This is a genomic window from Tessaracoccus lacteus (assembly GCF_029917005.1).
GTDB classification, from domain to species: Bacteria; Actinomycetota; Actinomycetes; order Propionibacteriales; family Propionibacteriaceae; genus Arachnia; species Arachnia lactea.
Genome location: NZ_CP123967.1, coordinates 868265 through 893678 on the forward strand (window position 1 = coordinate 868265; position 25414 = coordinate 893678).

The 25414-nt window shown below is 66.2% G+C and carries 20 protein-coding genes and 3 rRNA genes; 17 read left to right on the forward strand and 6 right to left on the reverse strand.

Annotated elements, in window-relative coordinates:
• Positions 1 to 48 precede the first annotated feature (48 nt).
• The 6 genes from QH948_RS03980 (at position 49) to QH948_RS04005 (ending at position 6578) form a co-directional block, all read left to right on the forward strand.
• Positions 49 to 1059, forward strand: a complete 1011-nt coding sequence (locus QH948_RS03980; protein ID WP_281145605.1) for an ABC transporter substrate-binding protein — start codon at positions 49 to 51, stop codon at positions 1057 to 1059.
• A 101-nt stretch (positions 1060 to 1160) separates the two neighbouring features.
• The gene (locus QH948_RS03985) at positions 1161 to 2747 is read left to right on the forward strand and encodes a sugar ABC transporter ATP-binding protein (RefSeq protein WP_281145606.1); all 1587 of its coding nucleotides are present in this window, start codon (positions 1161 to 1163) and stop codon (positions 2745 to 2747) included.
• Positions 2731 to 3786, forward strand: coding sequence for an ABC transporter permease (locus QH948_RS03990; protein ID WP_281145607.1), 1056 nt, complete (start codon positions 2731 to 2733; stop codon positions 3784 to 3786). Before QH948_RS03985 ends, QH948_RS03990 begins: the two co-directional genes overlap by 17 nt.
• Positions 3783 to 4808 carry an ABC transporter permease gene (locus tag QH948_RS03995; protein WP_281145608.1) on the forward strand — a complete coding sequence of 342 codons (1026 nt, stop codon included), beginning with the start codon at positions 3783 to 3785 and terminating at the stop codon, positions 4806 to 4808. Before QH948_RS03990 ends, QH948_RS03995 begins: the two co-directional genes overlap by 4 nt.
• Before the next feature lie 13 nt (positions 4809 to 4821).
• The gene (locus QH948_RS04000) at positions 4822 to 5973 is read left to right on the forward strand and encodes a glycosyltransferase (RefSeq protein ID WP_281146129.1); all 1152 of its coding nucleotides are present in this window, start codon (positions 4822 to 4824) and stop codon (positions 5971 to 5973) included.
• Positions 5970 to 6578, forward strand: a complete 609-nt coding sequence (locus tag QH948_RS04005; protein ID WP_281145609.1) for a transglutaminase domain-containing protein — start codon at positions 5970 to 5972, stop codon at positions 6576 to 6578. The genes QH948_RS04000 and QH948_RS04005 overlap by 4 nt, the downstream gene beginning before the upstream one ends.
• Positions 6579 to 6646: 68 nt before the next feature.
• Here the strand turns inward: QH948_RS04005 and QH948_RS04010 are convergent, their stop codons facing one another.
• The 4 genes from QH948_RS04010 to trmB all read right to left on the reverse strand — a co-directional run bounded on the left by QH948_RS04010 (position 6647) and on the right by trmB (position 9510).
• Positions 6647 to 7258 carry a superoxide dismutase gene (locus tag QH948_RS04010; RefSeq protein ID WP_219080709.1) on the reverse strand — a complete coding sequence of 204 codons (612 nt, stop codon included), beginning with the start codon at positions 7256 to 7258 and terminating at the stop codon, positions 6647 to 6649.
• A gap of 128 nt (positions 7259 to 7386) precedes the next feature.
• Positions 7387 to 7977, reverse strand: a complete 591-nt coding sequence (locus QH948_RS04015; RefSeq protein ID WP_281145610.1) for a class I SAM-dependent methyltransferase — start codon at positions 7975 to 7977, stop codon at positions 7387 to 7389.
• Positions 7974 to 8795 carry a tRNA pseudouridine(38-40) synthase TruA gene (gene truA, locus QH948_RS04020; RefSeq protein WP_281145611.1) on the reverse strand — a complete coding sequence of 274 codons (822 nt, stop codon included), beginning with the start codon at positions 8793 to 8795 and terminating at the stop codon, positions 7974 to 7976. The genes QH948_RS04015 and truA overlap by 4 nt, the downstream gene beginning before the upstream one ends.
• Positions 8779 to 9510 (reverse strand): tRNA (guanosine(46)-N7)-methyltransferase TrmB, encoded by a 732-nt coding sequence (gene trmB / locus QH948_RS04025; RefSeq protein WP_281145612.1) that lies wholly within the window; start codon positions 9508 to 9510, stop codon positions 8779 to 8781. Before trmB ends, truA begins: the two co-directional genes overlap by 17 nt.
• A gap of 114 nt (positions 9511 to 9624) precedes the next feature.
• Here trmB and QH948_RS04030 point away from each other — a divergent pair, with 114 nt between their 5' ends.
• Complete coding sequence (locus QH948_RS04030; RefSeq protein ID WP_281145613.1) at positions 9625 to 10008, forward strand: YccF domain-containing protein; 384 nt, start codon at positions 9625 to 9627, stop codon at positions 10006 to 10008.
• A gap of 4 nt (positions 10009 to 10012) precedes the next feature.
• Here QH948_RS04030 and QH948_RS04035 read toward each other — a convergent pair whose 3' ends face one another.
• Positions 10013 to 10723, reverse strand: a complete 711-nt coding sequence (locus QH948_RS04035; protein ID WP_281145614.1) for an NRDE family protein — start codon at positions 10721 to 10723, stop codon at positions 10013 to 10015.
• A gap of 38 nt (positions 10724 to 10761) precedes the next feature.
• Here QH948_RS04035 and coaBC point away from each other — a divergent pair, with 38 nt between their 5' ends.
• The 9 genes from coaBC (at position 10762) to rrf (ending at position 22536) form a co-directional block, all read left to right on the forward strand.
• Positions 10762 to 11976 (forward strand): bifunctional phosphopantothenoylcysteine decarboxylase/phosphopantothenate--cysteine ligase CoaBC, encoded by a 1215-nt coding sequence (gene coaBC / locus QH948_RS04040; RefSeq protein WP_281145615.1) that lies wholly within the window; start codon positions 10762 to 10764, stop codon positions 11974 to 11976.
• Between the two features lie 165 nt (positions 11977 to 12141).
• Complete coding sequence (gene rplM, locus QH948_RS04045) at positions 12142 to 12585, forward strand: 50S ribosomal protein L13 (RefSeq protein WP_219080697.1); 444 nt, start codon at positions 12142 to 12144, stop codon at positions 12583 to 12585.
• Positions 12586 to 12596: 11 nt separating this feature from the next.
• Positions 12597 to 13118 (forward strand): 30S ribosomal protein S9, encoded by a 522-nt coding sequence (rpsI, locus tag QH948_RS04050; protein WP_219080695.1) that lies wholly within the window; start codon positions 12597 to 12599, stop codon positions 13116 to 13118.
• A 93-nt stretch (positions 13119 to 13211) separates the two neighbouring features.
• Entirely contained in the window at positions 13212 to 14564 is a 1353-nt protein-coding gene (glmM, locus tag QH948_RS04055) for a phosphoglucosamine mutase (protein WP_281145616.1), read from the forward strand.
• A gap of 61 nt (positions 14565 to 14625) precedes the next feature.
• A complete protein-coding gene (locus tag QH948_RS04060) occupies positions 14626 to 15366 on the forward strand; it encodes a zinc ribbon domain-containing protein (RefSeq protein ID WP_281145617.1) in 741 nt (246 codons plus the stop codon).
• Positions 15366 to 16805 carry an RNB domain-containing ribonuclease gene (locus tag QH948_RS04065; RefSeq protein ID WP_281145618.1) on the forward strand — a complete coding sequence of 480 codons (1440 nt, stop codon included), beginning with the start codon at positions 15366 to 15368 and terminating at the stop codon, positions 16803 to 16805. The genes QH948_RS04060 and QH948_RS04065 overlap by 1 nt, the downstream gene beginning before the upstream one ends.
• Before the next feature lie 537 nt (positions 16806 to 17342).
• Positions 17343 to 18864: ribosomal RNA gene (locus QH948_RS04070) — 16S ribosomal RNA — on the forward strand.
• Between the two features lie 329 nt (positions 18865 to 19193).
• Positions 19194 to 22301, forward strand: a 23S ribosomal RNA gene (locus tag QH948_RS04075).
• Positions 22302 to 22419: 118 nt separating this feature from the next.
• Positions 22420 to 22536 (forward strand): 5S ribosomal RNA (gene rrf, locus QH948_RS04080).
• The 16S, 23S and 5S rRNA genes sit together here, the layout of an rRNA operon.
• A 1116-nt stretch (positions 22537 to 23652) precedes the next feature.
• Here rrf and QH948_RS04085 read toward each other — a convergent pair.
• Entirely contained in the window at positions 23653 to 24081 is a 429-nt protein-coding gene (locus QH948_RS04085; protein ID WP_281145619.1) for a MarR family winged helix-turn-helix transcriptional regulator, read from the reverse strand.
• Between the two features lie 50 nt (positions 24082 to 24131).
• On the opposite strand from QH948_RS04085, the gene QH948_RS04090 reads away from it, so the two are divergent.
• Positions 24132 to 25382, forward strand: a complete 1251-nt coding sequence (locus tag QH948_RS04090) for a multidrug effflux MFS transporter (protein ID WP_281145620.1) — start codon at positions 24132 to 24134, stop codon at positions 25380 to 25382.
• The last annotated feature ends 32 nt before the right edge of the window (positions 25383 to 25414 follow it).

Here is a 25414-nt window from a genome sequence, read left to right on the forward strand (position 1 = left end):
CACCAACGGACCCGGCCCAGGGTCCTCTCAAAGAGGAGAACAACGAACATGACTCGTCGCATCGTGAGGACGGCCATCGGCCTCCTGACCACGGGAGCCCTCGCGCTGGGGCTCACCGCATGTGGGGGCGGCAACGCCGGCAGTGAGGGTAGCGCCGGAACCGCCGGTTCCGGAGATGATCTCACCACCATCGGCTTCGTCGCCGTCGGCCCCGAGGGGGCCTGGCGCAAGGCCAACGAGCAGAACGTGCAGGACACATTCACCAAGGACGCCGGCTTCGACCTCAAGTACGCCCCTGCGGCCAAGCTCGATCAGAAGTCGCAGATCGACGCCTTCACCTCGTTCGTGGACGAGGGCGTGGACGTGATCCTGCTGTCTGCCACGGAAGGGTCCGGCTGGGAGGACTCGCTGAAGCGCGCCCAGGAGGCGGAGATCCCCGTCATCCTCATCGACCGCGGCATCGAGCCGGATGACACCAGCCTGTACGTGACCCGCATCGCGCCGGACAACAAGGAGGTCTCGGCCTCCGTGGCGAACTGGGCGGTCTCGGCCTTCCCGGACGGGGCGAAGTACTTCACCCTCGAGGGCCCGGCCGGCGTGTCGGTCGTCAACGAGCGCAACGTCGGCTGGGACGAGGTCATCGGCAGCAATGACAAGTTCACCAAGCTCGGCGCGCAGACGGCCAACTGGTCAACCGAGGAGGCGAAGAGCGTCTTCGAGACCGTGCTGAAGTCGAACAACAACGACGTCCAGCTGGTGTTCGCGCAGAACGACGAGATGGGCCTCGGGGCGGTGCAGGCCGTCGAGGAGGCAGGGCTGACCCCGGGCGTCGACGTCAAGATCGCGACGATCGACGGCACGAAGAACGCCCTCCAGGCCCTTGCCGACGGGAAGCTGTCCTTCGTCGCGGAGTACAACCCGCTGTTCGGGGAGACGGCCCTCGACGTCGTGAAGAAGACCCTGGCCGGTGAGGATATCGATCCCTACATCATCGTCCCGAGCGAGACGTTCGATTCGCCCGAGGCCGCCTCCGAGGCCCTTCCGGACCGCAAGTTCTGACCCACGTGCCAGTCGGCAGCACCGGGCGGGGCGCCGAGCGCCCCGCCCGCCTCCCGGCGGCACGCGCGGCCGCTGAACAACCAGACCTCAGGGAGATGGCCATGACCAGCCCCATCGTCGAGATGAAGTCCATCTCGATATCCTTCCCCGGCGTCAAGGCCCTCGACGACGTGGACTTCCGGCTTCTGCCTGGAGAAGTGCACACGCTGATGGGCGAGAACGGCGCGGGAAAGTCCACCCTCATCAAGGCGCTGACGGGCGTGTACCACATCGATGATGGCCAGATCCTCATCGACGGCAGGGACCTGAAGCTCGGCGGGACGGCCGATGCGCAGGCGGCCGGCATCTCGACCGTCTACCAGGAGGTGAACCTCTGCGCCAACCTGACGATCGGCGAGAACGTCATGCTCGGGCACGAGGTGCACGGTCCGTTCGGCATCCGATGGAAGGCAACCCATGCGCGGGCGCGCGAGGCGCTCGAGAAGCTCGGCCTCGGTCACCTGAACCCGAGGGCACCGCTCAGCTCGCTGTCGCTGGCGATGCAGCAGCTCGTCGCCATCAGCCGGTCCATGGTCACCAACGCGAAGGTGCTGATCCTCGACGAGCCCACCTCCAGCCTCGACGCGCGGGAGGTGGAGCAGCTCTTCTCGGTGATCAGGCGCCTGCGGGACGAGGGCGTGGCGATCCTCTTCGTCTCCCACTTCCTCGACCAGGTCTACGCGATCAGCGACCGGCTGACCGTGCTGCGCAACGGCAGCTTCGTGGGGGAGTACCTCACGAAGGACCTGGACCGGGCGAGCCTGATCGCCGCCATGATCGGCAAGGACATCGCCGCCCTCAGAAGCCTCGAAGGGGGCGGTGCGCGTGACCTCGCCGACACCGAGGTCGTGTACCGGGCGACGGGGATCGCGCGGAAGGGTGCCATCGAGCCGACGGACCTCGAGCTCCACAGGGGCGAGATCGTCGGCTTCGCCGGCCTGCTGGGATCGGGGCGCACCGAACTGGCGCGTCTCATGTTCGGGGCGGACCGCCTCGAGGGCGGCGCCGTCGAGGTCGGGGGGGCCGCCGCGGAGGTCCGCAGCCCGGCCGCTGCGCTCCGGCACCGCATCGCGTTCTCCAGCGAGAACCGGCGCGACGAAGGGATCATCCGCGACCTGAGCGTGCGCGAGAACATCGTGCTCGGCGTGCAGGCGAAGCGGGGCTGGGCCCGGCCGCTGCCCCGTCGGGAGGCGGACGCCATGGTGGAGCGCTACATGACGGAGCTCAACGTCCGTCCCGCCGATCCGGACCGTCCCATCCGGACGTTGTCCGGGGGTAACCAGCAGAAGGTGCTGCTCGGGCGCTGGCTTGCCACGCAGCCGGAGCTGCTGATCCTCGACGAGCCCACCAGGGGCATCGACGTCGGCGCCAAGGCCGAGATCCAGGAACGGGTGGTGCAGCTGGCGCGCGACGGCGTGACCGTCGTGTTCATCTCCTCCGAGCTGGAGGAGGTGGTCCGACTGAGCGACCGCATCGTCGTGCTGAAGGACCACCGCAAGATCGCGGAGCTCGCCAACAGGGAAGGCCTGAGCGCCGACGACATCGTCAATATCATCGCCAGTGACGGCATCGCAGCCGCCACCAGGGCGGCGGCATCCGAGGAGGCCGTGGTGAGTGTGGAGGAGATCGCCCATGACCGGGCAGAGTGACGGGATCAAGGGCGTGCTGAAACGTCAGTACGTGTGGGGGATCGTCGCGATCATCCTGCTGCTGGCGGTCAACGTGGCCAAAGACGCGAGCTACCTCAGCATCGGCTACAACGCGAGCAACGGCGCGCTGGTGGGCAACGTGATCGACATCCTGCGGGCGGCCGCCCCGGTGATGATGATCGCGCTGGGCATGTGTCTGGTAGTCGCGACGAGCGGGATCGACCTCTCGGTCGGCTCGGTTATGGTGGTGGCCGGGGCCGCCTCCATGGAGCTGCTCGCCGGCGCAGGGAACACGCCGGGCGCGGCGCTGACGGCCCTCGCTCTGGCGCTCGGCATCAGCGTCGTCCTCGGCCTGGTCAACGGCGTGCTGGTGTCCGTGGTGGGGCTGCAGCCGTTCATCAGCACCCTGGTGATGATGCTGGCCGGCCGCGGCGTGGCGAAGGTCATCACGTCCGGGCAGAACACGGCCGCGACGAACGACACCTTCCGGTGGATCGCCAACGGCTACGTACTCGGCCTGCCCGTCGTGTTCGTCTTCGCCGTGCTCATCGTCGTGCTGCTCGGCCTCCTGGTGCGACGGAGCGCGCTGGGGCTGATGATCGAGGCCATCGGCATGGACCCCGCTGCCGCCCGCCTCGCCGGCGTCAACCGTCGGGGCATGCTGCTGGCCGTCTATGCCATCTCGGGCCTGACCGCCGGCATCGCCGGGGTGTTCGCCACGGCGTCGGTCATGACCGTCGACATCTCCAGGACGGGCGATCAGATGGAGATGGACGCGATCCTCGCCGTCGTCATCGGTGGCACCTCGCTCGCCGGAGGCAAGTTCAACCTGACGGGGGCGACCATCGGCGCCCTCCTCATCGCCACGCTGGACAAGACGGTGGTGTTCCTCGGGATCTCGTCGTCGGCCACCCCGGCCTTCAAGGCCATCGTGATCGTCGTGCTGTGTCTGCTCCAGTCGCAGCGGGTCCGTCAGCTGTTCGTCCGGCGCAGGACCATCTCGCGGCCCGCGCCCCTGGTGAAGGAGGTGGCGGCATGAGCTCCGCAACCGTGACCCGACCCGAGGCCCCGACCGGCGCCAGGACCCGGCCCCGACTCCGCCTTGACCTGCTCCCCACCCTCGCCGCGCTCGTCATCTTCGTGGGCATGGTGATCTACGGGGAGGTGGCCTACGGGCGCATCGTCCAGATGAGCACGATCTCGAATCTGCTCATCAACAACGCACACCTGATCGTCCTGGCCGTCGGACTGACGTTCGTCATCCTGACGGGGGGCATCGATCTGTCGGTCGGCGCCGTGATCGCCTTCAGTTCGGTCTCCGGCGTCATGCTGATCAACGCCGGCTGGAACCCCTGGCTCGTGATGATCGTGATGATCCTGATCGGCGCGGCGTTCGGGCTGGCTTCGGGGGTCCTGATCCAGTACTTCAACGTGCAGCCGTTCATCGCGACGTTGGCCATGATGTTCCTCGCGAGGGGGCTGGCCTCGATGCTGAGCACCAAGCCGGAGCGGCTGCCGGACGAGTCCGCCTTCAGGGTGCTCGCCGAGCAGTGGAAGATCATCGACGGCCCGAAGGTCAACGACCTCGTGATCACGCCCGGTGTCGTCGTGGCGCTGCTCGTCGTGGTGGTCGCCTTCTTCATCCTGCACCGGACCCGGACGGGCCGCACGGTGTATGCCATCGGCGGGTCCGAGCAGTCCGCGCAGCTCATGGGGCTGCCCGTGCACCGGACCAAGATGTGGGTCTACGTCATCAGCGGGCTGCTCGCCGGCGTCGCCGCGGTCATCTACACGGCGCGGCTCGGTATCGCGCAGAACATCACGGGCATCGGCTGGGAGCTGGACGCGATCGCTGCCACCGTGATCGGTGGAACCCTGCTGACCGGCGGCGCCGGGTTCGTGCTCGGCTCTGTCGTCGGCGCTCTGGTACTGGGGCTGATGAACGTCCTGATCACCCGCGACGGCACGGTGCCTCCGGAGGCGACGACCATCATCACCGGCGGCATCCTTCTGGTGTTCGTGCTCCTGCAACGGGCGGTGCTCGCGCGCAGGAACCAGTGACGCATCCCCCTATATTGGGGGGATGCGGATAGCCCAGCTCGCCAACTTCGTCGGCCCCACCTCCGGGGGGATGAAGGTGGTCATCGAGGAGCTGGGCAAGGGGTACGTGGCGGCCGGGCACACCCGGATCTTCGTGGCGCCGGGGGAGCGTGACGAGGTGACCGAGACCGAGGCCGGCATCCTCGTCACCGTCCGGGCGCCAAAGGTCTCCCAGCAGTACCGCATGATCTTCCGGCCCTGGCGCGCCCTCGACGTGCTCGGCCGGTTCCGGCCCACCTCCATCGAGGTCTCCGACAAGTGGACACTGTCCCCGGCGGGCCGCTGGGCGAGCCGCAACAACGTCGGGTCGGTGCTGTTCAGCCACGAGCAGCTGAGCGACATGCTGTCCATGTGGGCCCGTCGCTCCTTCGGAGTGGAGACCGCGGTCGGCGCCCTCAACCGGCGCCTCGCGAAGGAGTTCGACCGCGTCGTGGTGACAAGCCGGTACGCGGCCGACGAGTTCGAGTCCACCGGCGCACAGCTGGAGCTCGTCCCGTTGGGCGTGGATCTCGACATCTTCCACCCTGCGAAGGGGACGCCGGCCGACGACGGTCTCCTGAAGCTGTGCTACGTGGGGCGTCTGTCGCATGAGAAGAGCCCACAGCTGGCCGTGGCCACCGTCGTGGAGCTGCACCGTCGCGGCCGCCCCGTCCGGCTCGACCTCTACGGGACCGGCCCTGACCTGGCCGAGCTGGAGGCTCTTGCGGGTGACGCCCCCGTCCACTTCCACGGCTTCGTCGCAGGCCGCGAGGAGGTCGCCCGGCGCATCGCGGCGGCCGACGTGTCCCTGTCCGTCTGCCCGGCGGAGACCTTCGGACTCGCGGTGCTGGAGGCACTGGCCTGCGGGACGCCGGTGGTGACGTCCAACCGTGGCGGTGCGCACGAACTCGTCGACGCGTCGTCCGGCGCGTCCGCGGACCCGGACCCCGAGCTGCTCGCCGACGCCGTCGAGTCCCTGGTGCCGCGCCTCGGGCCCGAGCTGCGGGAGGCCGCCCGCGCTCGCGCGGAGCAGTACAGCTGGTCCAGGACGGTCCGGCAGATGCTTGACCTGCACAGCCGCCTGGCCGATGAGATCCCCGACGCGTCCGTTCGAGGGTTCGGCCATCGAAGAGGGGAGATGCGATGAGGCTCAGGTGGACTGCGCTCGGGGCGCTGGGCATCGGCCTGATTCCCGTGTGGGCCTTCGCGCCCCCGCCCGGGCGCACGGACCTGCCGGACACGGTGGACGACCTGGTTCGCGCCTGCCGGGGTTCCGGCGCGACGGGGCGGGACCTGGTGGACGTCGCGATCGCCCAGGTCGCCCGCGCCTACCCCGTGCACTCGCTGTGGCATCTGTGGGAGACGCCGCGTCGCTCGCTGGCAGCCCACCGTGGCTGGTCGCATCAGTACAACACCGTGCTGCTGCTGCTGTTGCGGGAGCTGGGCTTCGAGGTGCGCCTCGTGCACGCCGCCCGCGTCAGAGGCTTCGGCCTTCCCTGGTTCCTCGCAGGCCACAGCTGGGCCCAGGTCAGAACGGGGGGCCGCTGGCTCGATGCCTGCGCCTCGCAGCCCTCGAGCCGGGCAGGCCACCCGCCCTTCGTGCCGCTGACCCCGGTGCTTCCGCTCCGGAAGGTCACACGGTGGGCGGTGGGACTGGCGCTCGTGCCGTTCGTGATCGGAGCCGTGTGGCGCGCCTGGCTGACCGGCCGCGACGTGGCCGACTGGGTCTACGGCGACCGCCCGGCCAACTGACGGCGGACGCGACGCGGGCCCGGCCGGTCGGCCGGGCCCGCGGGGCTCAGGTGGGGGACTGCTGCGGATCAGTAGCTGATCTGGGCGGCCTTGGCTGCGGCCAGACGCTGCGCGACGTCGTCCCAGTTGACGACGTTCCACCAGGCGTTGACGTAGTCGCCCTTCACGTTCTTGTACTGCAGGTAGAACGCGTGCTCCCACATGTCGAGCTGCAGGATGGGCAGCTGGCCGACGGGGAGATTGCCCTGCTGGTCGTACAGCTGGTTGATGTTCAGACGCTTGCCGAGGGTGTCCCACACGAGCATGGCCCAGCCGGAGCCCTGGATGGAGTTCGCGGCCGCCGCGAACTGGCCCTTGAAGCCGTCGAACGAGCCGAAGAACTCGCCGATGGCCTCAGCCACGTCGCCGGTCGGCTCTCCTCCGCCGTTCGGGGAGAGGTTCTTCCAGAACACGGAGTGGTTGATGTGGCCCCCCAGGTGGAAGGCGAGGTCCTTCTCCAGCTTCGGGATGGCCCCGAACTCACCCTTGTCGCGCGCCGCCGCCAGCTGCTCGAGCGCGTCGTTGGCGCCCTTGACGTAGGTGGCGTGGTGCTTGGAGTGGTGCAGCTCCATGATCTCCGGAGCGATGTGCGGCGCCAGTGCTCCGTAGTCGTAGTCGAGGTCGGGAAGGGTGTAGGTCATGTGTGACTCCATCCGTTGGGCTCGCGTCCATAGCAGAACGCTCTGACCCATCCATACTAGGGGCCCGGTTCGGTACACAGGCCGGGTTTGGGGCCATCGCGTTGCGCTGACGGGGAAACGTGGAGGCCCTAGCCGCGGGCCACCTTCAGGACCCGGAACCCCTTCGCGGAGGCGATGCGCACGGTCGGGTACCCCTGCCCGGTCAGCCACCGCTGCAGCGAGTCGCCGCCGAGGTTCTTTCCGACGACCAGCCACGCGACCCCGTCGGGGGAGAGGCGGGGCAGCCACGTCAGGAGCAGCTCGTGCAGGGCCGCCTTCCCGATGCGGATCGGCGGGTTGGACCAGATCTCGTCGAACGCTGCCTCGGTGGGCACGTCCTCGGGCCGGCAGGCGACGAGACGGTCGTCGACGCCGTGCCGGGCCGCGTTGGCGAGAGTCAGCTCCACCGCCAGGTCGTTCACGTCGACGGCAGTCACCTGCAGTCGGGGGGAGGCCACGGCCAGCGCGACGGCGATCGTGCCGACGCCGCAGCCGAGATCGAGCACGCGGCCCTCGGCGGGCGGCTCGACCTCCCGCAGCAGCACCGACGTGCCCAGGTCGAGCCGGTGCCCCGAGAACACGCCGGGGGCGGCGGTGAAGGTGAGCTCACGCCCGAAGACCGTCGCGGTGAACTCGTGGGTCGGCCCCGCCTGATTGGGGGTCTCGAAGTAGTGGCTCATGACGGTTCCTCCATCGTGCGGACGGCGCGGGCCTGGCGTGCCCGCTCGGCGAGCTGATCGTCGGCCGGATAACCGACCTCCTCGAGGACCAGCCCGTGCGCTGGCATCACGAGGACATCGTTGTGACGTACGGGATGCGCCGCCACGTCCTCCAGCCAGGCCAGCGTGCGCCTCGACCCGCCGACGGCGGTCAGCGCGCCGACCAGTGAGCGGACCATCGAGTGGCAGAAGGCGTCGGCGACCAGCTCGATCTCGATCACGCTGTCGCCCAGGCGCCTCGCGCTGCAGCGGCGGAGCTCCCGGATCGTGGTCGCCCCGTCGCGCGGTTTGCAGAACGGCGCGAAGTCACGCAGCCCGAGCAGCGTGCCGGCCCCGGCGTTGAGCGCGCCCACGTCGACGGGGTGCGGCACCCGGACGACGTGGCCGCGCAGGAGCGGGTCGGGGACCCGCCCCTCGTCGACGATGCGGTAGATGTAGCGGCGCCAGGTGGCGGAGAAGCGGGCGTCGAAGCCAGCGGGGGCCCTGCACACGTCCCGGATCACGATGTCGGGCGGCAGCACGCGCCCCAGCCGCCTCAGCAGCACCGCGCACGGATCCTGGTCGAGGGGCAGCTCGTCGGGCAGATCGACGTGGCAGACCTGCCCCCGCGCATGGACGCCGGCGTCGGTGCGGCCTGCCACGACCAGCGGAACGGGGGCGATGCGCAGCACCCGGGGGATCCACTCCTCGAGCACCCCCTGCACCGTCCTCAGGCCGGGCTGCGTGGCCCAGCCGTGGAACGCGGCGCCGTCGTAGGCTAGGTCAATCCTGAGGCGCATCGACCCTCCGGTACGTCAGGTCGAAGACGACACGCCCAGCCTCGAGTCCCTTGCGTTCGTACTTGGTGACGGGACGCTCGGCCAGCCGCGGAGCCCAGCCCCCATGGACGTTCTCGAGACCCGCGAAGCCGTCCAGGTGCTCCCGCATCCACAGGGCGTAGTCCTCCCAGTCGGTCGCGAGGCGCCACAGGCCGCCCGGCGCCAGCTTGGCGACGACGGCGTCGGCGAAGTCGGTCCCGACGAGGCGGCGCTTGTGGTGGCGCTTCTTGTGCCACGGGTCGGCGAAGAACGTCCACAGTTCGGAGACCGAGCCGTCGTCGAACAGCTTCGCGAGCCCCTGGGCACCGTCGGCGACCACGACGCGCACGTTGCCGATCCCGTGGCGCCCCAGCCTGCCGAGCGTCGAGGCCACGGCGGGCTCGAAGACCTCGAAGGCGACGACGTTGGCGTCGGGGCGGCCCTCGGCCATCGGTGCGAGTGAGTCCCCGGCGCCGGACCCGATCTCGACGATCAGCGGGGCCTCGCGGCCGAACGCGGCCACCCAGTCGACCCTGGCGTCGTCGGCGATCGAGGTCGACATGTCACCGCGGGGCACGTCGACGACGAAGGCCTTCTCGTAGCGCTCCCACGCCTTCATCTGGGACTCGTTCATGCGGGTGCTTCGGCGCACGAAGCTGACGACGTCGCGGTGCAGGCGAGGGGGTAGCGGATCCACCTGCCCACAATATCGGGGCACCGGTACCCGGGCAGAATCAGGGCAAACCCGAACCCCCTAAACCCCTTGTCCTCCCTAGAATGGACGAGTCGTCACACGTTTCTAAGGGGACTCATGCGCACCGTGCTCAATGTGATCTGGGTGGTACTCGGCGGGTTCTGGCTCGCTCTGGGGTACTTCGTGGCGGGCATCATCGCCTGCATCTTCATCATCACGATCCCGGCGGGGGTCGCGTCGTTCCGCATGGCGCGCTACGTGTTGTGGCCCTTCGGCAAGACCGTCGTGCCGAACCCGCGCGCAGGCGCCGGCTCCGCGGTCATGAACGTCATCTGGTTCATCATCGCCGGCTGGTGGCTCGCCGTCGGTCACATCGTGACCGCGCTCGGGCAGGCCATCACCATCATCGGCCTCGCCAACGCCTGGGTCTCCCTGAAGATGATCCCCGTGACGTGCTTCCCGTTCGGCAAGCAGATCGTCGACAGCGCGCACCCCTTCTGACGGGTCAGCGCGGGGGCCGCAGGTCCAGGTCGTTCCAGCGGCCCGGCTCCTGCAGCGTGCCCATCTCGGTTGTGATGCCGTCTGTCCCCAGGGACGCGGCGCACACGAGCAGGGTCAGCGTGGGGTAGCCGTGCGGCCGGTTGTCGCGGATGATGGCACGGTCATCGGTGGGGTCGAGTGCCGCGGTGCGGGCCAGCAGGTCCAGCCAGCCGCTCCACCACCGATCGCCGTCGGTGGGCGTGGCGGCGAACTCGTCGCGCCAGGCCAGCACGCGGGCGGTCGTCGGGTCGTCGACGTCGTCGTGGGCCAGCATGTGCGTGCCCGGCGACAGGTCGACGACGCGCGGTACGCCGCCCTCCCAGGCAGTGACTCGCGCCCCGTCGCGGGTCGCCTCTACGAGGTTGAAACCCAGCGTCCGAAGGGAGTCGGGCACCGCGTTGCCCGTCACGGAGCCCATGACGAGCGTGCCGCGCGACTCGATCCGGTCGCCGGTGGCGCCGCCCGCGCGGTTCAGCAGCACCGCGACCCGTTCGTCGGTCGCGGCCAGCCAGGCCCCGCCGGCGAGGACGTCCTGGATGCCGACGACATCGGGGTGCTCCGGCCACCACCGGCCGAGGGGTCGCCACGGGCGAGCCGGGTCCTCGTCGCGGACGGCGAGGATGCGGACCTCATCGCCGGAGCCCGGCTCCGGCAGGCGAATCACCACGGTGCACATGACGCGGCATCGTAGCGGGGATGGAACAATCGGGTCCCATGAACATTGTCGTCGGAGTCACGGGTGGCATCGCCGCCTACAAGGCCGTCCACCTCGTCCGCCTGTTCATCGCGGACGGGCACGACGTCCACGTGGTACCCACGGACGACGCGCTGCGGTTCGTCGGGCTCCCCACCTGGGAGGCCATCAGCCGTAACCCCGTCACGACCTCGGTGCACGACGACGTGCCGCGCGTGCGCCACGTCGCACTCGGCCAGGCGGCCGACCTGGTCGTCATCGCACCCGCCACGGCCAACACCATGGCCTCGATGGCCGCGGGGCTGGCCTCGGACCTGCTCGGCACGACGCTGCTCGCCACCACCGCCCCCGTGCTCATCGCACCGGCCATGCACACCGAGATGTGGCGCCACCCCGCGACGCAGGCAAACCTGGCCACGCTCCGGGGGCGCGGCGTGCACGTGGTCGGGCCGGCCGACGGCCCGCTGACCGGTGGCGACTCCGGGCCGGGCCGGATGAGCGAGCCGGAGGACATCCACGCCGCCGCCGTCGCGCTCCTCGGCGCGACCAGGGACCTGGCCGGTGTCACCGTGGCAGTGTCTGCCGGTGGGACACGCGAGCCCATCGACCCCGTCCGCTTCCTCGGCAACCGGTCAAGCGGACGCCAGGGGGTCGCGCTGGCCAGGGCCGCCGCCGACCGTGGTGCGACGGTGCTGCTGGCCGCGGCCAACGTCGAGCATGCGGTGCTCGACGCGGCGCGCGTTCCAGGGGTCGAGGTTGTCGAGGTCGGGTCAACCGCCGAGCTGGCGGAGGCCATGGAGGGCTTCGCCGCCAGGGCCGATGTCATCGTCATGGCCGCAGCGGTCGCGGACTTCCGCGTGGCCTCGGTCTCCGACGGCAAGCTCACGAAGGAGGACGGCGGGATCCCGACCCTGCAGCTCACCGAGAACCCCGACATCCTCGCCGGGCTCGTCCGTTCCCGCCGCGAGGGTCAGCTGATCGTCGGATTCGCGGCGGAGACTGCCTCCGGAGGGGAACTGCTGGAGCGTGGCAGACGGAAGCGCAGCCGCAAGGGGGCCGACCTGCTCGCGGTGAACGAGGTGGGCTGGACCGCGGGTTTCGAGACCTCCGACAACCACCTGGTGATCCTCGGATCCGAGGGCGCGATCGTCGGTGACGTGGCCGGATCCAAGAGGGAGACTGCGGATGGGCTTCTGGACGCGGTCGTGCGGGCGTTGCGGCCCCCGGCGCGGTAGCCTGCCCGTCAGACGCATGCGTCGGCCCGATTTGCTGTCAAGGGGCTCGACGGCCTAAGCTAGGTAGCTGTTGCGCGCCGTGTGGCTTGGCGACCTTTTAGAGTCGATTGCCGCCAGTGCCTACGAGATTTTTAGAACGCAATGAATGGAAGTTGGTCTGCCTCCGTGTCTACGTACACTCCGAAGCCAGGCGAAATCGCCCGGAACTGGCATGTGATTGACGCCGAGGACATTGTCCTCGGTCGTCTCGCCGTGGCCGCTGCGACCCTGCTCCGGGGCAAGCACAAGGCCACCTACGCCCCCCACGTCGACGGTGGTGACTTCGTCGTCATCGTCAACGCCTCCAAGATCGCCCTGACCGGCAACAAGCGCGCCAACTCGATGCGCTACTCGCACTCCGGTCGCCCGGGTGGTCTGAAGACCGTCTCGATCGGCGAGCTGCTCGAGAAGGATCCCCGCAAGGCCGTCGAGAAGGCCGTGTGGGGCATGCTGCCGAAGAACAAGCTGAGCCGTCAGCTGATGGGCAAGCTCAAGGTCTACGCCGGCCCAGAGCACCCCCACACCGCGCAGCAGCCGCAGCCCTACGAGATCACCCAGATCGCCCAGTGAGTGAGAAGCAGATGACTGACACCGCTAACGAAGCCGCCGTCGAGGAGATCACCCCCTTCGTCGACGATCAGAACCGCGAGATCGCCTACCGCTCGGACTCGAACCCGGCCGCCGCCGCTGGCGCCGACGTTCGCCCCGCCGTCGTGGCCCCCGGTGCCGCCACCGGCCGCCGCAAGGAGGCTGTCGCCCGCGTCCGCATCGTCCCCGGCTCCGGCCAATGGACCGTCAACGGCCGCACGCTTGAGGATTACTTCCCCAACAAGATCGACCAGCAGCACGTCAACGAGCCCTTCGTGGTCGCCGGTGTCGTCGGTTCCTACGACGTCATCGCCCGCATCGACGGCGGCGGCACCTCCGGTCAGGCCGGCGCGCTGCGCCTCGGCGTGGCCCGTGCGCTGAACTTCGTCGACGCCGAGGCCTCGCGCCCTGCGCTGAAGAAGGCCGGCATGCTGACCCGCGACGCCCGCGTCATCGAGCGCAAGAAGGCCGGTCTCAAGAAGGCCCGCAAGGCCCCGCAGTACAGCAAGCGCTGATCCAGCTCTACAGCGACGCCCGTCCCCTCAGGGGGCGGGCGTTCTGCGTTGCCCCGAAGAACCCCTCAGCGCCTCGACGGTAAGGTGGGACGGGTGGCAAGACTTTTCGGAACCGACGGCGTCCGCGGCGTCGCGAACAAGGACCTGACCGCTGAGCTGGCCCTCGACCTCTCGGTCGCGGCGGCGCACATCCTGGGGGAGGCGGGCGCATTCGCCGACCGGCGTCCTCTCGCGGTGGTGGGGCGCGACCCCCGGGCGAGTGGAGAGTTCCTGGAGGCCGCCGTCGTCGCCGGGCTGGCGTCGGCCGGCGTCGACGTGGTGCGCCTCGGCGTGCTGCCCACCCCGGCGACCGCGTTCCTCGTCAACCACCTCGGCGCCGATCTCGGCGTCATGCTGTCGGCATCGCACAACCCGATGCCCGACAACGGGATCAAGTTCTTCTCGCGCGGCGGCGTCAAGCTGGACGACTACCTGGAGGACGCCATCGAGGCGAGGCTCGGGGAGGACTGGGTCCGCCCGACCGGCGCCTCCGTCGGCCGCATCACCGACGACCTCGGGGCGATCGAGACGTATGTCGCGCACCTGGTGTCGTCGCTGGGCACCGAGGGGTCCCTGCAGGGCCTGAAGATCGTCATCGACTGCGCCAACGGCGCGGCCTCCGTCACCGCCCCGGAGGCGTTCGCCGCGCAGGGCGCCGATATCGTCGCGATCCACGCTGACCCCGACGGCCTCAACATCAACGAGAACTGCGGCTCCACGCACATGGAGGACCTGTTCGCGCGGGTCGTCGCCGAGGGGGCGGACCTCGGGATCGCCCTCGACGGCGACGCCGACCGTTGCCTGGCCGTCGACCACGAGGGCCACCTCGTCAACGGCGACCAGATCATGGCGATCCTGGCGATCGCGATGAAGGAGGAGCACCGTCTGCATTCCGACACCCTGGTGGCGACCGTGATGAGCAACCTCGGCCTCATCAACGCGATGCGCGACAACGGCATCCGCGTCGACCAGACGAAGGTCGGCGACCGCTACGTCCTCGAGTCGATGAACGCCAACGGCTTCGCGCTCGGCGGGGAGCAGTCCGGGCACGTGATCATCTCCGAGTACGCCAACACCGGAGACGGCACACTGACAGGTCTCCACCTCGCGGCGCGCATGCTCGCCACCGGACGCACGCTGGCGGACCTCGCCTCCGTGATGACGGTGCTGCCGCAGGTGATGATCAACGTGCGCGGCGTCGACAAGCTGCGCGCCGGCATCGACACCGAGGTCCAGTCCGCGGTCAGCGCCGCTGCGCGGACCCTCGGCGACAACGGCAGGGTGCTGCTCCGCCCGTCGGGCACGGAGCCGCTGGTCCGCGTGATGGTCGAGGCCCCCACGGAGCAGATCGCGAGGGAGCACGCGGAGAGCCTGGCGGCGAAGGTCCGGGAGCGCCTGTCCCTCTAGGCGAGGGCTGCCGATGTGTTGTCGGTAAGGTGGGCGCCAACCAACTGGATAAGGACCCCCGATGCACGCTGATCCCGCCGCGCAACTCAAGCTGTTGACCCTCGCCGATCTGGACAAGGAGATCGGTCGGGTCGCGCACGCGGCGCGGACGCTGCCCCAGCACAAGGAGATCGCGGAGCTGATGTCGGCGCGACAGGCAGTCACCGACGAGCTGGTCGCCTCCGGCGTCGACGTGGAGGACCTCAGCGTCGCAGTCGAGAAGGCCGAATCCGACCTCGCCCCGGTGAAGGCGCGCCTCGAGCGAGAGGAGAAGCGCATCCACGACGGGTCCGTGAGCGACAGCAAGATTCTGCGGTCGCTGACCGACGAGGTCGAGCACCTATTGCGCAGGATCTCCGAGCTCGAGGACAACGAGCTCGAGCTGATGGGACGCCTCGAGGACGCGACCACGCACCGCGACAGGATCGCCGCGCGCAAGGCCGAGATCGAGGCGAAGCTGCGCGACAGCGTCGCAATCCGTGACGAGGCCGTCGCGAAGCTGCGGAGCGAGTCCCAGGACCTCACCGCGACCCGCGGCCCCATTGCCGCCCAGATCCCGGCCGACCTGCTGAAGCTCTACGAGAAGCTGCGCAGCGCGTCGGGCCTGGGCGCGGCGGCGTTCACCCGCGGTCGCTGCGGGGGATGTCAGCTGCAGGCCACGGTGGCCGACCTGGAGATGTACCGGCGGGCTCCCGCCGACGAGGTGATCCGGTGCGTCGAGTGTGAGCGGATCCTGATCCGCACCGCCGAATCGGGCCTCTGATGCCCTCCCCGCACGTCAGCATCCCTGGGCCGCCAGCTGACGTGCGGGAGACCCTGGCGGCCCTTCAGGCGCGCCTGGGGCTCACGGCTGAGTTCCCCGCCGAGGTCGTGGTGGACGCCGAGCGTGCCGCGGCCCTGCCGCCCTCGGGGACGCACGCCGACAGGACCGGGATCGAGTTAGTGACGATCGACCCGGCCAGCTCCATGGACCTCGACCAGGCGGTACAGATCGAACGGGCGGGCACGGGCTTCCTCGTACGGTACGCCATCTCGGATGTCGGGCACTTCGTGCAGCCGGGCTCGGCCCTCGACGCGGAGACCCACCGGCGCGGCCAGACCATGTACGCGCCGGGGGCCCGCATCCCGCTCCATCCCCCGGTCCTGAGCGAAGGGGCAGCGTCGCTGCTGGCCGACGGCCGCCCCCGACCGTCGATGCTCTGGGAGCTGCGCCTCGACGCGACGGGCGAGCTCACCGATGTCGCGCTCACGAGGGCGCTGGTGCTCAGCCGCGCCAAGCTCAGCTACGAGTCGGTGCAGGCGGACCTGGACGCGGGCACCCCGCACCCCAGCATCGCGCTGCTCCCGAAGGTGGGCCGGCTCCGCAGGGAGCGCGAGATCCAACGAGGCGGCGTCTCCCTGAACCTGCCGGAGCAGGAGATCGTCGAGGAGCCGGACGGTCGGTGGGCACTCGAGTTCCGAGACGTCGTCCCCGTCGAGGACTACAACGCGCAGATCTCCCTGCTGACCGGGATGGCGGCGGCCAGGGTCATGCTCGACGCCAAGGTCGGGATCCTCCGAACGCTGCCGCCGGCCGGCGACGACGAGGTCGACTCGCTGCGTCGTCGGGTCAACGCGCTGGGCGTCGAGTGGCCGCGTTCCGTGACGTACCCGGACTTCGTCCGCTCGCTCTCGCCCAACCGGCCGAGGGAACTCGCGGCCCTGACCCGCTGCACCACTCTGTTCCGTGGCGCTGGCTACGTTGCCTTCGACGGGGCGCTTCCCGACGAAAACCACCTCCACTCGGCGCTCGCCGCTCCCTACGCCCACACCACGGCACCGCTGAGGCGGCTGATCGACAGGTACGTGCTGGAGATCTGCCACGCGGAACTGGGCGGGACACCCGTCCCGGAGTGGGCGAGGGCTGCGCTGACGGCGCTCCCAGGTGAGATGGCCGCCTCGGACCGCACCTCCGCGTCGTACGAGCGGGGAGTCATGGACCTGGCGGAGGCGCTCGTGCTGAAGGGCCGGGTGGGGGAGCGGTTCCCGGCGGTCGTCACCGACGTGAATCCCAAGACCGGTCAGGCCACAGTCCAGGTGGCAGACCCCGCGGTGGAGTTGAGGGTCCAGGCGGGGGAGACCAAGCCGGGCAGCGAGGTCGTCGTACGCATCGTCGAGGTGGATCTTCATGAGGGGAGGGTCGACATCAGCATCGACGCATGAGGGTGCCCAGGGCGACACGCCCGGCCGCGGGCGCGCGGTAACTGCCCGTCATGGCCGTCTGACAAGGGCTTTCGGTCCGCTGCTGCGTGGTGACGGACTCGCGATTTGGCGTCTGGAGCCCGGCGGGGTAATGTTCTCCAAGCCGTCACAGCGACGGCGAAGACAACTCAAGCTCGGCACTGAGCCCCGGATTTGACTGGGGAAAATGATCGAGTAGGGTTTGGTGGAGTTGCCCCGCGGCTGGTCTGGACAAGGGTTTTTGTCTGGGTTGGTGTGGTGTGTACCCGAAACTTGAGAACTCAACAGCGTGCTTTAAGTCAATGCCAATTTTTTGATGCACCAAGCAATTCCAGTTTTTCTGGGTTGTTTGTCGCGTTTTTACCCCGTCGGCATGGCCCTTTGTGGTTGTGTCGCGGTTTTTTCTTTGAGATTGATTGATTGATTCAGCCAGTTTTGGTTGTTTCTGTTTGTCAGTGTCTTCTTTTTGTTGACAGTGTTTTCCTGCCGGCCTGGTGGTTGGTGGGTGCTGAAATGTTTTCAACGGAGAGTTTGATCCTGGCTCAGGACGAACGCTGGCGGCGTGCTTAACACATGCAAGTCGAACGGTAAGGCCCTTTCGGGGGTACACGAGTGGCGAACGGGTGAGTAACACGTGAGTAACCTGCCCTTGACTCTGGGATAACATCTGGAAACAGGTGCTAATACTGGATATTCTGCGATGCCTGCATGGGTGTTGTTGGAAAGTTCCGGCGGTCAGGGATGGACTCGCGGCCTATCAGCTTGTTGGTGAGGTAGTGGCTCACCAAGGCTTCGACGGGTAGCCGGACTGAGAGGTTGACCGGCCACATTGGGACTGAGATACGGCCCAAACTCCTACGGGAGGCAGCAGTGGGGAATATTGCACAATGGACGGAAGTCTGATGCAGCAACGCCGCGTGCGGGATGACGGCCTTCGGGTTGTAAACCGCTTTCATCCATGACGAAGCGAGAGTGACGGTAGTGGGAGAAGAAGCACCGGCTAACTACGTGCCAGCAGCCGCGGTGATACGTAGGGTGCGAGCGTTGTCCGGATTTATTGGGCGTAAAGAGCTTGTAGGCGGTTTGTTGCGTCGGGAGTGAAAACTCAGGGCTTAACCCTGAGCCTGCTTTCGATACGGGCAGACTTGAGGAAGGTAGGGGAGAATGGAATTCCTGGTGAAGCGGTGGAATGCGTAGATATCAGGAGGAACACCAGTGGCGAAGGCGGTTCTCTGGACCTTTCCTGACGCTGAGAAGCGAAAGCGTGGGGAGCAAACAGGCTTAGATACCCTGGTAGTCCACGCCGTAAACGGTGGGTACTAGGTGTGGGGGACATTCCACGTTCTCCGTGCCGCAGCTAACGCATTAAGTACCCCGCCTGGGGAGTACGGCCGCAAGGCTAAAACTCAAAGGAATTGACGGGGCCCCGCACAAGCGGCGGAGCATGCGGATTAATTCGATGCAACGCGAAGAACCTTACCTGGGTTTGACATATGCCGGAAACATCTAGAGATAGGTGCCCCTTTTTGGTCGGTATACAGGTGGTGCATGGCTGTCGTCAGCTCGTGTCGTGAGATGTTGGGTTAAGTCCCGCAACGAGCGCAACCCTCGTCCTATGTTGCCAGCGGGTAATGCCGGGGACTCATAGGAGACCGCCGGGGTCAACTCGGAGGAAGGTGGGGATGACGTCAAGTCATCATGCCCCTTATGTCCAGGGCTTCACGCATGCTACAATGGCCGGTACAAAGAGCTGCGAGCCTGTGAGGGTGAGCGAATCTCAAAAAGCCGGTCTCAGTTCGGATTGGGGTCTGCAACTCGACCCCATGAAGTCGGAGTCGCTAGTAATCGCAGATCAGCAACGCTGCGGTGAATACGTTCCCGGGGCTTGTACACACCGCCCGTCAAGTCATGAAAGTCGGTAACACCCGAAGCCGGTGGCCTAACCCTTTTTGGGAGGGAGCTGTCGAAGGTGGGACCGGTAATTAGGACTAAGTCGTAACAAGGTAGCCGTACCGGAAGGTGCGGCTGGATCACCTCCTTTCTAAGGAGCTTTTGGCAGGCCGGCCCGTGTGGTTGGTTTGTTCAATTCACTTCAGTTCCGGGGCATGTGTTCCCGGCTGGAGGGTTCTGGTTGGTGGAACATTGACTGAGAGTCATCCCCCGTGAGTACAACCCGGTTTTCCGGGAGTGGGAAGTGGTGGGGTGGCTTGTTTGCACGTTGTTGGGTCCTGAAGGGTCGGTTACCTAGTTGGTGGCGCCTTCTTGCGGACCATTTGCCGGGCCTGGTCATCTGTTGGTGGCTGGTGTTGGTGGTGGGCTCGCTCGTTTTTTGAGAATTTCACAGTGGACGCGAGCATCTTTGTAGATTATTGACAAGCTACTAAGTGCGATCGGTGGATGCCTTGGCACCAAGAGCCGATGAAGGACGTTGTAACCTGCGATAAGCCTCGGGGAGTTGGTAAACAAGCTTTGATCCGAGGATGTCCGAATAGGGAAACCTTGAAATACCGGAGTCATGTCCGGCGACCTCTGCCTGAATGTATAGGGCAGTTGGAGGGAACGGGGGGAAGTGAAACATCTCAGTACCCTCAGGAAGAGAAAACAATAGTGATTCCGTGAGTAGTGGCGAGCGAAAGCGGAAGAGGCCAAACCTCAGTTGTGTGATAGCTGACAGGCGTTGCAGCTGGGGGGTTGTGGGGTCTCTCGGACCGTGCTGTTGAACGGTCGAAGAGTTAGAAATGGTTAGTGAAGTTGAAGTGTGCTGCGAAGGCCACAGCAGAGAAGGTAATACTCCTGTAGACGTAAGCTTTCCACTCTTGAGAGTGTCCCCAAGTAGGGCGGAACCCCTGAAATTCCGCTTGAATCTGGCAGGACCATCTGCTAAGCCTAAATACTCCTTGGTGACCGATAGCGGACAAGTACCGTGAGGGAAAGGTGAAAAGTACCCCGGGAGGGGAGTGAAATAGTACCTGAAACCGATCGCATACAATCCGTCGGAGCCCTTCGGGGTGACGGCGTGCCTTTTGAAGAATGAGCCTGCGAGTTAGTGGTACGTGGCGAGGTTAACCCGTGTGGGGTAGCCGTAGCGAAAGCGAGTCCTAATAGGGCGTTTGAGTCGCGTGCTCTAGACCCGAAGCGGAGTGATCTATCCATGGCCAGGTTGAAGCGACGGTAAGACGTCGTGGAGGACCGAACTCACTTGGGTTGAAAACCGAGGAGATGAGCTGTGGATAGGGGTGAAAGGCCAATCAAACTCCGTGATAGCTGGTTCTCCCCGAAATGCATTTAGGTGCAGCGTCGCATGTTTCTTACCGGAGGTAGAGCACTGAATGGTCTAGGGGGCCCAACAGCTTACCGAAATCAGTCAAACTCCGAATGCCGGTAAGTGAGAGTGCGGCAGTGAGACAGTGGGGGATAAGCTTCATTGTCGAGAGGGAAACAGCCCAGATCATCAGCTAAGGCCCCTAAGCGGTAACTAAGTGGAAAAGGATGTGGAGTTGCGGAGACAACCAGGAGGTTGGCTTGGAAGCAGCCACCCTTGAAAGAGTGCGTAATAGCTCACTGGTCAAGTGATTCTGCGCCGACAATTTAGCGGGGCTCAAGTTATCCGCCGAAGCTATGGCATTCAAATATTTTGACCGTAAGGTTGTTTGGATGGGTAGGGGAGCGTCGTGTGCGCGTTGAAGCGGCGGGGTGACCCAGTCGTGGAGAGCACACGAGTGAGAATGCAGGCATGAGTAGCGAATGACGGGTGAGAAACCCGTCCGCCGAATATCCAAGGGTTCCAGGGTCAAGCTAATCTGCCCTGGGTTAGTCGGGACCTAAGGCGAGGCCGACAGGCGTAGTCGATGGACAACGGGTTGATATTCCCGTGACCGGCGAAATATCGCCCCTGCCGAGGTGAGTGATGCTAAGCATGCGAGACATTTCTTCTGGTGGCCTTCGGGTCGTCGGGGTTGTGTTGAGTCTGTGATCCGATCTTATAGTAGGCAAGCTGCGGAGGGACGCAGGAAGGTAGCTCTTCCCGGGTATGGCTATACCGGGTCAAGTGTGTAGGGTGAGACGTAGGCAAATCCGCGTCTCATTGAGCCTGAGACATGATGTGTCCACACCTTTGTGGTGTGGTTAGAGTGATCCTATGCTGCCTAGAAAAGCTTCGTGAGCGAGATATGAGCCGCCCGTACCCTAAACCGACACAGGTGGATAGGTAGAGAATACCAAGGCGATCGAGATAATCGTGGTGAAGGAACTCGGCAAAATACCCCCGTAACTTCGGGATAAGGGGGACCTGATACGTAGTAGAACTTGCTTCGAAAGCGTTGAGGGTCGCAGAGACCAGGCCCAAGCGACTGTTTACTAAAAACACAGGTCCGTGCCAAGTCGAAAGACGATGTATACGGACTGACTCCTGCCCGGTGCTGGAAGGTTAAGGGGAAGGGTCAACACTTCGGTGTGAAGCCTTGAACTTAAGCCCCAGTAAACGGCGGTGGTAACTATAACCATCCTAAGGTAGCGAAATTCCTTGTCGGGTAAGTTCCGACCTGCACGAATGGAGTAACGATTTGGGCGCTGTCTCCACCACGAACTCGGCGAAATTGCATTACGAGTAAAGATGCTCGTTACGCGCAGCAGGACGGAAAGACCCCGGGACCTTTACTATAGTTTGGTATTGGTGATCGGTGTGACTTGTGTAGGATAGGTGGGAGACTGTGAAGCCCGGACGCCAGTTCGGGTGGAGTCATCGTTGAAATACCACTCTGGTCACTCTGGTTATCTAACCTAGGTCCATTATCTGGATCAGGGACAGTGCCTGATGGGTAGTTTGACTGGGGCGGTCGCCTCCTAAAAGGTAACGGAGGCGCCCAAAGGTTCCCTCAGCCTGGTTGGCAATCAGGTTTCGAGTGTAAGTGCACAAGGGAGCTTGACTGCGAGAGAGACATCTCGAGCAGGGACGAAAGTCGGGACTAGTGATCTTCTGGTGGCACATGGAAGCGCCAGGACTCAACGGATAAAAGGTACCCCGGGGATAACAGGCTGATCTTGCCCGAGCGTCCATAGCGACGGCATGGTTTGGCACCTCGATGTCGGCTCGTCGCATCCTGGGGCTGGAGTCGGTCCCAAGGGTTGGGCTGTTCGCCCATTAAAGCGGCACGCGAGCTGGGTTTAGAACGTCGTGAGACAGTTCGGTCCCTATCCGCTGCGCGCGTAGGAGTCTTGAGAAGAGCTGTCCTTAGTACGAGAGGACCGGGACGGACTAACCTCTGGTGTGCCAGTTGTTCCACCAGGAGCACGGCTGGTTGGCTACGTTGGGAAGTGATAACCGCTGAAAGCATCTAAGCGGGAAGCACGCTTCAAGATGAGGGCTCCCACAGAATAATCTGGTAAGGCCCCCTGTAGACCACAGGGTTGATAGGTCGGACGTGGAAGCACAGTAATGTGTGGAGCTGACCGATACTAATAGGCCGAGGGCTTGTCTTCTACAAAGATGCTACGCGTCCACTGTGTAATGTCTCGAACAACGATCGAGACAACCCCCGCACGCAATCCTTCCGGGTTGTGAGGGTGAGGGTTGTTCGTGGTACAGTTCAATAACTGTTTCGGTGGTCATAGCGAGAAGGAAACACCCGGTCCCATCCCGAACCCGGAAGTTAAGCTTCTCAGCGCCGATGGTACTGCAGCGGGGACGCTGTGGGAGACTAGGACGCCGCCGGACCAACACTTACAAGAGAGAGCACCCACCCCTCACCCGGGGTCGGGTGCTCTCTCTTTTTTCATGCCCACACACCCCCCCCCCCACACACTGCGACCCAGCCCCCGCACGCCCCTGGGGCATCGGCCCCCGCACGCCCCTGGCATCGTCGCCCGAAAACCGTTCAGTGCCCGATTCTCGTCGGTCCCAGCACGAGAAACGCACACCACCCCACCCCACAAGCACTGGCCTCGCCACCCGAGAATCGTGCAGTGCCCGTTTCTCCCCGATCCGGCCACGAAAAACGCACAGCGGCCCTGGCGAACCGCGGCTCAGGGGACGTCGCCCTCGACCGAGCCGACGCTGCGCAGCATCGAGCTGGACGGCGCGAATGAACCGTCCCAGCGCACAGCTTCCGCCGCGCCATGACCGCCCCACAGCATCGTTGCAACGCGCCCTACTACTCGAACCCCGAGAATCGTGCAGTGGGCGATACCCCCCGATCCGGCCACGAGAACGGCACACTCGGCGACCCGGGCGGAACATCCTGACCGGAGAGGATGAGCACATCCTCCCACCCGCCGACGATGTCAACGTTCACACACCCACAATCCCTCCACGACAAGTGTGTCGTGCTCATCACACCCCCGACGGTGGCGGCGGCCGCGGGGGAGGCACAGCTATGCCCCACGGATTACCAGGATCAGCGTCAACCTTGCTGGCTGTGAGGCATCGGTTTCCTCGAGAGTGGGAGATTTCACTCCCAGAGCCCATTAGGAGAAGCGGCGATCCTGACAGGCGCCGAACTCCGAATCCGAGTGGGCTGGCCTGCATCGCCCATCCGTAGCACGCTCACGCACTCTTCGACGGCCTCGTGGGGGACTCAGCGCACCGGGAGGAGGAGCACTGCGATGGGGTGGCGCCCGGTGACGGGGGAGGCAGTGAGCGTTTCTCGTCGGCTGACCGGGGAGAATTGGGCACTGCACGCTTTTCGCACCCTCGCTCCGGAGGTCCCGCGGTCACAGCGCCGACTTTGAGCAGATCCTCCTGCCCGTCGGGCAGGTCAACGTCAACACCGCTCGATTTCGACGACGACAAGTGTGTCGTGCTCATCGCGGCTCAGGTGGTGGTGGTAAGAGATCAGGGGGCGGCGAGGGCGTCGTCGAGGGCCTTCAGGGTGGGGAGGAGGGCGGTGAGCTGCTCGTGGTCGGGGTGGGCGGCGAGGAGGGTGCCTGCCCAGGCTTCTCGCTTCAGGGCCAGGTTCTGGCGTGCCTTCGCCGTGGGGTAGACACGGATCACACGGCCGTCCGCCGGATCGTGGCGGCGTTCGAGGAAGCCACGCTGCTCCAGGCTGCGCAGGGTCGTGCTCGCGTTGCTCGACTTGAGGTTCAGCTCGGCGGCGATCTGCCCCGACGTTAGGCCGGGCGTCGCGCTGATCAGGCCCATCGCTAGCGCCTCCACCGTTCCCAGGTCGATGCCGGCTCCCTTGCTGGCGCGCGCGCTGATCCTGCGCGACAGCGTCATGATCAGCTCCACCAGGTCGGCGAGCTCTTCTTGGGGGGCATCCATGTATCAATGCTACTATAGCTATGTAACCATAGCTAAGAGGTAAGAAGCACGTGAAGTCCCTTGAAAACGCGGTCGCCGACCGTCCCGCCATCCGCGTGAGCCTGCTCGTCACGCTCGCGCTCCTCGCATCCGTCGCGCCCATCGCGACGGATCTCTACCTGTCGGCCTTCCCCGGCATGGCGACAGACCTGCAGTCGAGTGCGACGGGCATCCAGTTCACGCTGACGGCCTTCCTGCTGGGCGCCGCACTCGGCCAGCTGCTGTTCGGCCCGCTGTCCGATCGGCTCGGCCGCATGCGACCCCTGGTGGTCGGCGCTGTCGTCTACGTGATCGCCAGCGTGGCCGCTGCCCTGGCGCCGACGCTCGCCGTCCTGATCGCCTGCCGCTTCGTGCAGGGCGTCAGCGGCGCCGCCGGCATGGTCATCGGCCGGGCCATCGTGTCCGACCTCGCCAAGGGCAGGGAGGCCGCCCGTGCCTTCTCGTTGCTGATGCTCGTCGGCGGCGTCGCCCCCGTGATCGCGCCTCTCGCCGGGTCGCTGCTGCTGGCGCCGCTTGGCTGGCGTGGTCTGCTGTGGATCATCGCGGGCGTGGCGGTCGTCGGCCTGATGGCGACGCTGCTCGTCGTCCGCGAGACCCACCCCGCGGAGGCCAGGGCCAAGGACGCCGCCTCCGCGGGTCAGGGTCGTGCCCTGATGAGCCGCCGGTTCCTCGGCAATGCGGTCGCGTACGCCTTCGGGTTCGCCGTGATGATGGCGTACATCTCCGCGTCCCCCTTCCTGTATCAGTTGCTCATGGGCATGAGCGAGGTGCAGTACGGGATGATGTTCGCGGCCAACGCAGTCGTACTCTGCGTCGTCAGCGCCGCCGCGGCGAAGATCACCCGCACCACCTCCGCCGTCCCCGTCGCACGCATCGGCCTGGGGATCAACCTAGCCGCCGTCGCCGTCATCGGCGTCCTCGTGCTGATGGGCACCCCTACCGTCGCTGTCTGCCTGGCGATCATGGTCGCCGTCGGCTCCCTCGGCCTGGTCTTCGGCACCACCACCGCCCTGGCCCTCGACAGCCTCCCTGGTGGGGTCGGCATGGGCTCGGCCGTGCTCGGCGTCGCCCAGTTCGGGCTCGCCGGCGCAGTGTCGCCGCTGGTCAGCATCGGCGGCGAGACCACTGCCGTCCCGCTCGCCGTCGTGATGATCGCGGCCTCGCTGATCGCCAACATCGCTCTGTGGGCCGCCGGTGGCATGAAGCAGGACGAGATCGCGGCCCCCGAGGCCGAGCCGGTCGCGGTCGGCGCGTCCCGCTGATGGGAAACCAGGTCGGGAACCAGATGCGCCCG

Bases quoted from the DNA above. Each gene is read 5' to 3' on its own strand.
- truA (WP_281145611.1), bottom strand. From the start codon at position 8,795: ATGCGCCTCAGGATTGACCTAGCCTACGACGGCGCCGCGTTCCACGGC.
- QH948_RS04085 (WP_281145619.1), bottom strand. From the start codon at position 24,081: ATGGATGCCCCCCAAGAAGAGCTCGCCGACCTGGTGGAGCTGATCATG.
- QH948_RS04060 (WP_281145617.1), top strand. From the start codon at position 14,626: ATGCACGCTGATCCCGCCGCGCAACTCAAGCTGTTGACCCTCGCCGAT.
- rpsI (WP_219080695.1), top strand. From the start codon at position 12,597: ATGACTGACACCGCTAACGAAGCCGCCGTCGAGGAGATCACCCCCTTC.
- QH948_RS04005 (WP_281145609.1), top strand. From the start codon at position 5,970: ATGAGGCTCAGGTGGACTGCGCTCGGGGCGCTGGGCATCGGCCTGATT.
- QH948_RS04035 (WP_281145614.1), bottom strand. From the start codon at position 10,723: ATGTGCACCGTGGTGATTCGCCTGCCGGAGCCGGGCTCCGGCGATGAG.
- QH948_RS03980 (WP_281145605.1), top strand. From the start codon at position 49: ATGACTCGTCGCATCGTGAGGACGGCCATCGGCCTCCTGACCACGGGA.
- QH948_RS03995 (WP_281145608.1), top strand. From the start codon at position 3,783: ATGAGCTCCGCAACCGTGACCCGACCCGAGGCCCCGACCGGCGCCAGG.
- QH948_RS04030 (WP_281145613.1), top strand. From the start codon at position 9,625: ATGCGCACCGTGCTCAATGTGATCTGGGTGGTACTCGGCGGGTTCTGG.
- QH948_RS04010 (WP_219080709.1), bottom strand. From the start codon at position 7,258: ATGACCTACACCCTTCCCGACCTCGACTACGACTACGGAGCACTGGCG.
- QH948_RS04065 (WP_281145618.1), top strand. From the start codon at position 15,366: ATGCCCTCCCCGCACGTCAGCATCCCTGGGCCGCCAGCTGACGTGCGG.
- QH948_RS04015 (WP_281145610.1), bottom strand. From the start codon at position 7,977: ATGAGCCACTACTTCGAGACCCCCAATCAGGCGGGGCCGACCCACGAG.
- coaBC (WP_281145615.1), top strand. From the start codon at position 10,762: ATGAACATTGTCGTCGGAGTCACGGGTGGCATCGCCGCCTACAAGGCC.
- QH948_RS03985 (WP_281145606.1), top strand. From the start codon at position 1,161: ATGACCAGCCCCATCGTCGAGATGAAGTCCATCTCGATATCCTTCCCC.
- QH948_RS03990 (WP_281145607.1), top strand. From the start codon at position 2,731: ATGACCGGGCAGAGTGACGGGATCAAGGGCGTGCTGAAACGTCAGTAC.